Here is a 7,186-nt window from a genome sequence, read left to right on the forward strand (position 1 = left end):
ATTTTCATTGTCTATAAAACATATGAAAAAAGAGCACAAAACGTGCTCCTTTTTCATATGAAATTGGCGAATTATTCAGCGCCAACTTCAGCTTTCACAACTTCTACAATACGATGTACATATCCATCACAAAGTTCTTGTGTTGGTGCTTCTGCCATAACTCGAATAAGTGGCTCTGTTCCAGAAGGACGAACAAGGATACGTCCTTCTCCGTTCATTTCTTCTTCTACCACACGGATGATTTCTTTAATTTTCTCATTTTCTAATGCCAGTTTCTTATCTGTTACACGAACGTTCACCAATAATTGTGGGAACTTTGTCATTTCACCTGCAAGCTCAGACAATGGTTTCTTCGTCATTTTCATGATGTTTACAAGCTGAAGTGCACTTAACATTCCATCTCCAGTTGTAATGTAATCAAGCAAGATAATATGACCAGATTGTTCACCACCAAGGTTATAACCGCCGCGTTTCATTTCTTCCATTACATAGCGATCACCAACTGCTGTTTTATCACTTGTAATACCGTTTGCTTCAAGTGCTTTGTAGAAACCTAAGTTACTCATAACTGTTGAAACAACTGTGTTATGTTTTAATTGACCAGTTTCTTTCATGTACTTCGCACAGATGTACATAATTTGATCCCCATCAACAACGTTTCCTTTTTCATCTACTGCAATTAAACGGTCTCCATCACCATCAAAGGCAAGTCCAATATCTGCACCTTTTTCTTTTACTAATTCTGCTAAACCTTCTGGATGTGTAGAACCAACACCGTCATTAATATTCATGCCGTTTGGTGAAGTACCCATTGTAGAGATATCAGCTTCTAAATCTGCAAATAAATATGGTGCTAAAGAAGATGTTGCACCATGTGCACAATCTAAAGCAATATGTAAACCTGAGAAATCTTCTTCTACAGTTTGTTTAATGTATTGTAAGTATTTTTGTCCACCTTCGAAGTAGTCATTCACTTGTCCAAGCTCTGTTCCTGCCGGACGTGGTAATTCATCTACTTCTTTATCTAATAAAGCCTCAATCTCAGCTTCTTGCTCATCAGTTAGTTTAAACCCATCTGAACCGAAGAATTTAATTCCATTATCTTGTACTGGGTTATGAGATGCTGAAATCATAACACCTGCTTGTGCATCTAATGCTTTTGTTAAGTAAGCAACCCCAGGAGTTGAAATAACGCCAAGGCGCATAACTTCTGCTCCAGTTGATAATAATCCTGCTACTAACGCACCTTCTAGCATATGACCAGATACTCGTGTGTCACGACCAATAATCACTTTTGGACGATCTGTATCTTTTGTTAATACATACCCTCCAAAACGACCAATTTTAAACGCTAATTCAGGTGTTAATTCCTTATTCGCGACACCGCGCACACCATCTGTACCAAAATATTTACCCATTGCTATTCGCTCCTTTATTTTGCTCTTTTTGTTTTTCTGCTTCATTCTCTTTTTCAGATTCTTTGTTCTGTTCTTCTTTTGGTTTTTCTGTTGGTTTTTCTGTTGGTTTTTCTGTTGGTTTTTCTGTTTCATTCTCTTTATCTTTTTGTGAATCTGGTTGCTCCGGCTTACCTTGTACTTCTTGATCTGGTTTTTCTTTCTTTACAAGGGTTACCTTTACAGTTTTTTGTTTTGCTTCTATTGAAACATTACTAGGACCGCTAACCTGAATTGGAATATCATGCGTCCCAGAAGATATGTTTTGTAGATTAATTGATGCTGTTATTTGCGCCGCTGTTATTTTATCTACTATACTTGCTTCTCCTGAAATATCAACGCTTATCTTTCCACTTTGTGGAGAAAGTAGTTGTAAAGTGAATTCATCTGACAATCCATTTTTTTGTATAGAAATGCCATCTATTGTCTTATGCTTTACAGTTTTTTGTTTTTGCACTTCGACAGAAACCTTCACTTGACTGGGGCTTACATTGGTTACACCTTTCGGTAATAAAACAGAGGCATCGAATGTTGTAGATTCCGTAATTTTACTAAGATCTACTTCGACGCCCTCCAAGGACTTTATATTATCCAAAACATCTTTTGGGCCTGATATTGTCACTTCATTTGGTTCGATACCGATGTTTGTAACCGCTAACCCCTCTGGTAGACTTCCTCTTTTCACATAAGTTAGTGGCACAGTTTTTTCAATATTATTTGTCGCAGTTGGATTTGAAACTGGGATTGTAACATTTACTTTAGACGGTGTTGTTTGTAAGTCTAATTTCCGGCCTTCTTCATCATACAGTACAATTTCGGCTGTCTTTGTTACTGTTTTTGTTATCCCCTTCAAATCAACATACGCCCTGACAAGCGCAACTTTTGCTAGTTCCTCTTCTGTACCCATAACTTCAACAGTTCCTGGTTTGATAGTCGGTTTTTCAACCATACTTCCTTGCATTTGACTCTCATTTGAGTACTTTACTTCCACAGGAAATGACTTTTTTGCTTTCTTTTGAATCGTAACTTTAACTTTCGCCGGTTGAACTGTTGCTTTTAAATTGTTTTCCATCCCGGTATACTTTAAAGGCACATCGTATGTTCCTGTAGAATACCCACGTAAATCTAAAGATACTCCAAACTCACGTTGCGACCTTGCTGCAGTAATTACATTTTTTGGCCCTTCCAATTTTATTTTTATATACTTTGGAACACCACTTACAATATATTTATCTTCATCATAATTTACTGCTACTACAACGTTAGATACTGTCTCCGTTACATCACCTGTTGGAAAAAGTGATGCACTCGTATTCCCTGTCGTGTTTTTATCTGACAAATTCGTCGACATGTAAAGCATTAACGCCAATAGTAATGAAATTCCTTTTAAAAACCAGTGGTTCTCCATTAGCTTATCCATGACGCTTTCTCCTCCAATTCCAATTCCATAAAGATGAAGAAGTTGTCTTCACATTTCCACTAAACTCTGCTAAAAGCATCTCTTTTAACTGTTCGACTTTTAAGTCACGATGCAATTCTCCATTTTTAGTTAAAGAGATTTGGCCTGTTTCTTCTGATACAACCACTGTAATGCTATCAGTTACTTCACTAACTCCCATCGCAGCCCGGTGACGCGTTCCTAATTCTTTTGATATGAACGGGCTTTCCGATAATGGCAAATAACAAGCTGCTGCTTTAATCGTATTTCCTTGCATAATCACTGCTCCATCATGAAGCGGTGTATTAGGGATAAAGATATTAATAAGTAGTTCTGATGACACATTCGCATTTAAAGGAATCCCGGTTTCTACATAATCTCCCATTCCAGTTTCTCTAGATAATGTAATAAGCGCACCTATGCGTCGTTTCCCCATATATTCAGTTGCCTTTGCCACAGCATTCGCAACGATTTCATGCTCTTCTTCTTCCTGACCAATTCCACGGGAGAACAAACTTCCTCTTCCTAATTGTTCAAGCGCTCGTCTAAGCTCTGGTTGGAAAATAATAATTATTGCTAAAAATCCCCATGTTAAAGCTTGGTCCGTGAGCCACTGCAATGTATGCAACTCAAATAAATAACTTAATATACGAACGATAATAATAACTGTAATCCCTTTCAAAAGTTGAACAGCTTTTGTTCCTCGGATTACAAGAATTAGCTTATATATAACAAACCACACAACGGCGATATCTAATATCGTACTGAGATATTTCAAAAGGTTCATATCTCCAAAAGGCATGCTAACCCTTCCTCCTACTTATGAGCAATTTTATCCATATACTGAAATATTATTATTTTGCTCTATCTGTATGTATTTACAACAACTAGTTAATTATACCATACATGAAAGAAACGACAATTACAACGACACCCCCTTGGTGAAAATTGGTAAGATGTCGAACTTTTCTTGTAAAGCGGTATAATATAACTCATTATTATACTCTTTTTTTAAAATAAAAAAAGCAGCATTTCAGCTGCTTTTCTTACATTTATTTTAGTTTTTCACCGAATAAAGAACCCATTAAAGCTACCGCTGTTGTTGCCGTTCTATTTTTCTCATCTAAAATCGGATTTACTTCAACAAACTCAGCAGATGTAATGATATCAGCCTCCGATAACATTTCCATCGCTAAATGACTTTCACGATATGATAATCCACCAGTTACAGGTGTTCCAACTCCTGGTGCATCATGTGGATCAAGTCCATCTAAATCTAATGATAAATGAACACCATCTGTATGAGATAAATATGCAATCGTTTCTTCCATAACGGCAGTCATTCCCATACGATCAATTTCATGCATTGTAAACACTTTAATTCCTTCATTACGAATGAATTCTTTTTCACCTTCATCTAACGCGCGCGCACCGATAATAACAACGTTTTCCTTTTTAACCTTTGGATACGCTTCATATAAATTAACGAGTGAAGGATGTCCATAACCTAAACTTGCTGCAAGTGACATACCATGAATGTTTCCAGATGGTGATGTCTCTTCCGTATTTAAATCCCCATGTGCATCGTACCAAATAATACCTAAATTTTTATAGTTCTTTGCCACCCCTGCAAGTGTCCCGATAGCAATACTATGGTCACCACCTAATACAAGTGGAAAACGACCTTTTTCTATAATATGATCAACCTTACTTGCTAATTCATCACAAACATGTGCAACTTGTGTAAGGTTTCTTAATTTTGTATTTTCATCTATTTCCTGTTCTCTTTCAATACATAGGTCTCCGATATCTTCTACGTCATACCCAATATTTTGAATTCGTTCAATTACTCCTGCATAACGAATTGCACTTGGTCCCATATCAACCCCACGACGCATTTGCCCTAAGTCCATTGGAACTCCAACGATTGAAATTTCTTTCTTCATAGATAGTCTCCCCCTTTTATGCCTTCACTAAATATTTTAAATCTTTTCTATAGTCTGACTCAACTCGACATTTTTTTGTATGTATATGCACCTTATTCACCCATATCTACGTAGAAACCAATATCCTAAAGCTATTTTATGTATAAAACGAAACGCCTCCCAGGAAACCTCATTACACATGTATTCATAAATAATTGAAAGTAAAAAAACGCCTCCTATATTAGAGACGTCTTTCTGATGCTATTTTCCATACAGATGCGATATTTCGTGCGGACATTTCAATATTTTCCTTTGCTGTTATATATGCTTCCTCTAATGTCATTGGACTTGATGTGGCAGCAAACACAGCATCTATTCCTTCTTTATAAACTGAAATGTGATTAGGGAGCACGGAACCCCCAATAGCTATAACGGGTATATGAAGTTTCTTTGCCCGTCTAGCAATTCCAACTGGAGCTTTTCCATAAGCTGTTTGTACATCTATCCTTCCTTCACCTGTAAGAACTAGATCCGCTTCTTTTATATGTTCATCAAAATTTGTATAATCTAATACAATTTCAATTCCTTTTCTTAATTCCCCTTGTAGTACAGCAGCAACAGCAGCGCCTAATCCCCCCGCAGCTCCTGCACCTGCAATCTCTTCCACATCAATATGTAAATATTTTTTTAATACATGGGCATAACGCTTTAAGTTATCATCTAACTGTGCAATCATTTCTGCACTTGCTCCCTTTTGTTTTGCAAATACAAAAGATGCTCCTTTTTGTCCTGTCAAAGGATTATCTACATCACACGCCGCTTCTAGTTTTACATGTGCTAAACGAGAATCCAACTTCAATAAATCTAAAGAATCAATAGAATGTAAATTTCCACCGACAGGTTCTATTACTCGTCCATCTTTCTCTAAAAATTTTACACCTAAGGCAGAGAGCATTCCGGCACCCCCATCGTTCGTAGCACTTCCGCCAAGACCTAAAATGATGTGCTGTACGCCTTTATCCAGTGCATCTAATATAAGCTCTCCCGTTCCTTTTGTTGTTGTAATAAGAGGATTTCGCTTTTTAACTGAAACATGCTGTAATCCTGATGCTGCTGCCATTTCAATAAACGCTGTTCTTTTGTCTTGAGAAATGCCGTAAAATGCTTCTACACGCTCACCAAGTGGACCTGTTACATGAAGTGGAATAATCTTTCCCCCTGTAGCATCAACAAGGGACTGGACTGTACCTTCTCCTCCATCTCCAATCGGGACTTTTACATACTCAGCTTCAGGAAAAATTTTAGTAAATCCTTTTTCAATAGCCTTACATACCTCTATCGCTCGTAAGCTTTCTTTATATGAATCAGATGCAATAACAATTTTCAACACCGATCCCTCCATTCCCCTTATTCCAACACACTTCAATTCAAATGGTATATTTCACTCTATCTTTCTATTGTAAACGAAATGAATGGAAACTCATCCTTATTAAGCAAGATAGACAAAAAACCTTACATCAAAAGATGTAAGGTTTTTTCTAATTTATAATGGAGCCTAGCGGGATCGAACCGCTGACCTCCTGCGTGCAAGGCAGGCGCTCTCCCAGCTGAGCTAAGGCCCCGAAGTAAAAAAGCGGAAGACGGGATTCGAACCCGCGACCCCAACCTTGGCAAGGTTGTATTCTACCACTGAACTACTTCCGCGAAAATGGTGAGCCATGAAGGACTCGAACCTTCGACCCTCTGATTAAAAGTCAGATGCTCTACCAACTGAGCTAATGGCTCGTAAATGGCTGGGCTAGCTGGATTCGAACCAGCGCATGACGGAGTCAAAGTCCGTTGCCTTACCGCTTGGCTATAGCCCATTAATATTTACTAGTATGGTTGTCTTTTCAAAAAAATAAACCTTTTCAGGTTGTTTTTTTGAAAATGGTGGAGGGGGGCAGATTCGAACTGCCGAACCCGAAGGAGCGGATTTACAGTCCGCCGCGTTTAGCCACTTCGCTACCCCTCCGACATTATAAAATATATGGTGGAGGATGACGGGATCGAACCGCCGACCCCCTGCTTGTAAGGCAGGTGCTCTCCCAGCTGAGCTAATCCTCCAAAAGTGGTGACCCGTACGGGATTCGAACCCGTGTTACCGCCGTGAAAGGGCGGTGTCTTAACCACTTGACCAACGGGCCAAAAAAAATTAAAACTGTTCCCAAGCTTCCAACCGGGCTTGAACCGGTGACCTCTTCCTTACCATGGAAGTGCTCTACCAGCTGAGCTATGGAAGCATAATGGCTCCGCAGGTAGGACTCGAACCTACGACCGATCGGTTAACAGCCGATAGCTCTACCACTGAGCTACTGCGGAATAATATT

At 38.6% G+C, this 7,186-nt stretch carries 5 protein-coding genes and 9 tRNA genes; all 14 read right to left on the minus strand.

What is annotated here, in order from left to right:
- Positions 1–71: 71 nt before the first annotated feature.
- On the minus strand, positions 72–1,418 hold the full coding sequence (gene glmM / locus BPMYX0001_RS25915; protein ID WP_018767176.1) for a phosphoglucosamine mutase: 1,347 nt from the start codon (positions 1,416–1,418) through the stop codon (positions 72–74).
- On the minus strand, positions 1,411–2,874 hold the full coding sequence (locus tag BPMYX0001_RS25920; RefSeq protein ID WP_018767177.1) for a CdaR family protein: 1,464 nt from the start codon (positions 2,872–2,874) through the stop codon (positions 1,411–1,413). Before BPMYX0001_RS25920 ends, glmM begins: the two co-directional genes overlap by 8 nt.
- Complete coding sequence (gene cdaA / locus BPMYX0001_RS25925) at positions 2,867–3,694, minus strand: diadenylate cyclase CdaA (RefSeq protein WP_003204777.1); 828 nt, start codon at positions 3,692–3,694, stop codon at positions 2,867–2,869. The genes BPMYX0001_RS25920 and cdaA overlap by 8 nt, the downstream gene beginning before the upstream one ends.
- A 250-nt stretch (positions 3,695–3,944) precedes the next feature.
- Positions 3,945–4,838, minus strand: coding sequence for an arginase (gene rocF, locus BPMYX0001_RS25930; protein WP_006097149.1), 894 nt, complete (start codon positions 4,836–4,838; stop codon positions 3,945–3,947).
- A gap of 220 nt (positions 4,839–5,058) precedes the next feature.
- Positions 5,059–6,204, minus strand: coding sequence for a glycerate kinase (locus BPMYX0001_RS25935; protein ID WP_018781984.1), 1,146 nt, complete (start codon positions 6,202–6,204; stop codon positions 5,059–5,061).
- Between the two features lie 162 nt (positions 6,205–6,366).
- A tRNA-Ala gene (locus tag BPMYX0001_RS25940) sits at positions 6,367–6,439 on the minus strand.
- A 10-nt stretch (positions 6,440–6,449) separates the two neighbouring features.
- Positions 6,450–6,521: transfer RNA gene (locus tag BPMYX0001_RS25945), tRNA-Gly, on the minus strand.
- A gap of 5 nt (positions 6,522–6,526) precedes the next feature.
- Positions 6,527–6,602 (minus strand) — tRNA-Lys (locus BPMYX0001_RS25950).
- 5 nt (positions 6,603–6,607) lie between these two features.
- Positions 6,608–6,682, minus strand: a tRNA-Gln gene (locus BPMYX0001_RS25955).
- Between the two features lie 65 nt (positions 6,683–6,747).
- Positions 6,748–6,831 (minus strand) — tRNA-Tyr (locus BPMYX0001_RS25960).
- Positions 6,832–6,847: 16 nt separating this feature from the next.
- A tRNA-Val gene (locus tag BPMYX0001_RS25965) sits at positions 6,848–6,923 on the minus strand.
- A gap of 5 nt (positions 6,924–6,928) precedes the next feature.
- Positions 6,929–7,003 (minus strand) — tRNA-Glu (locus BPMYX0001_RS25970).
- Between the two features lie 23 nt (positions 7,004–7,026).
- Positions 7,027–7,099 (minus strand) — tRNA-Thr (locus tag BPMYX0001_RS25975).
- A 4-nt stretch (positions 7,100–7,103) separates the two neighbouring features.
- Positions 7,104–7,178, minus strand: a tRNA-Asn gene (locus BPMYX0001_RS25980).
- Between the last annotated feature and the right edge of the window lie 8 nt (positions 7,179–7,186).

The sequence above is a fragment of the Bacillus pseudomycoides DSM 12442 genome (genome assembly GCF_000161455.1).
GTDB lineage: Bacteria > Bacillota > Bacilli > Bacillales > Bacillaceae_G > Bacillus_A > Bacillus_A pseudomycoides.

What these genes read in the sequence shown, in the direction of transcription:
- glmM (WP_018767176.1), bottom strand. Translation starts at nt 1,418, where the DNA reads ATGGGTAAATATTTTGGTACAGATGGTGTGCGCGGTGTCGCGAATAAG.
- BPMYX0001_RS25920 (WP_018767177.1), bottom strand. Translation starts at nt 2,874, where the DNA reads ATGGATAAGCTAATGGAGAACCACTGGTTTTTAAAAGGAATTTCATTA.
- cdaA (WP_003204777.1), bottom strand. Translation starts at nt 3,694, where the DNA reads ATGCCTTTTGGAGATATGAACCTTTTGAAATATCTCAGTACGATATTA.
- rocF (WP_006097149.1), bottom strand. Translation starts at nt 4,838, where the DNA reads ATGAAGAAAGAAATTTCAATCGTTGGAGTTCCAATGGACTTAGGGCAA.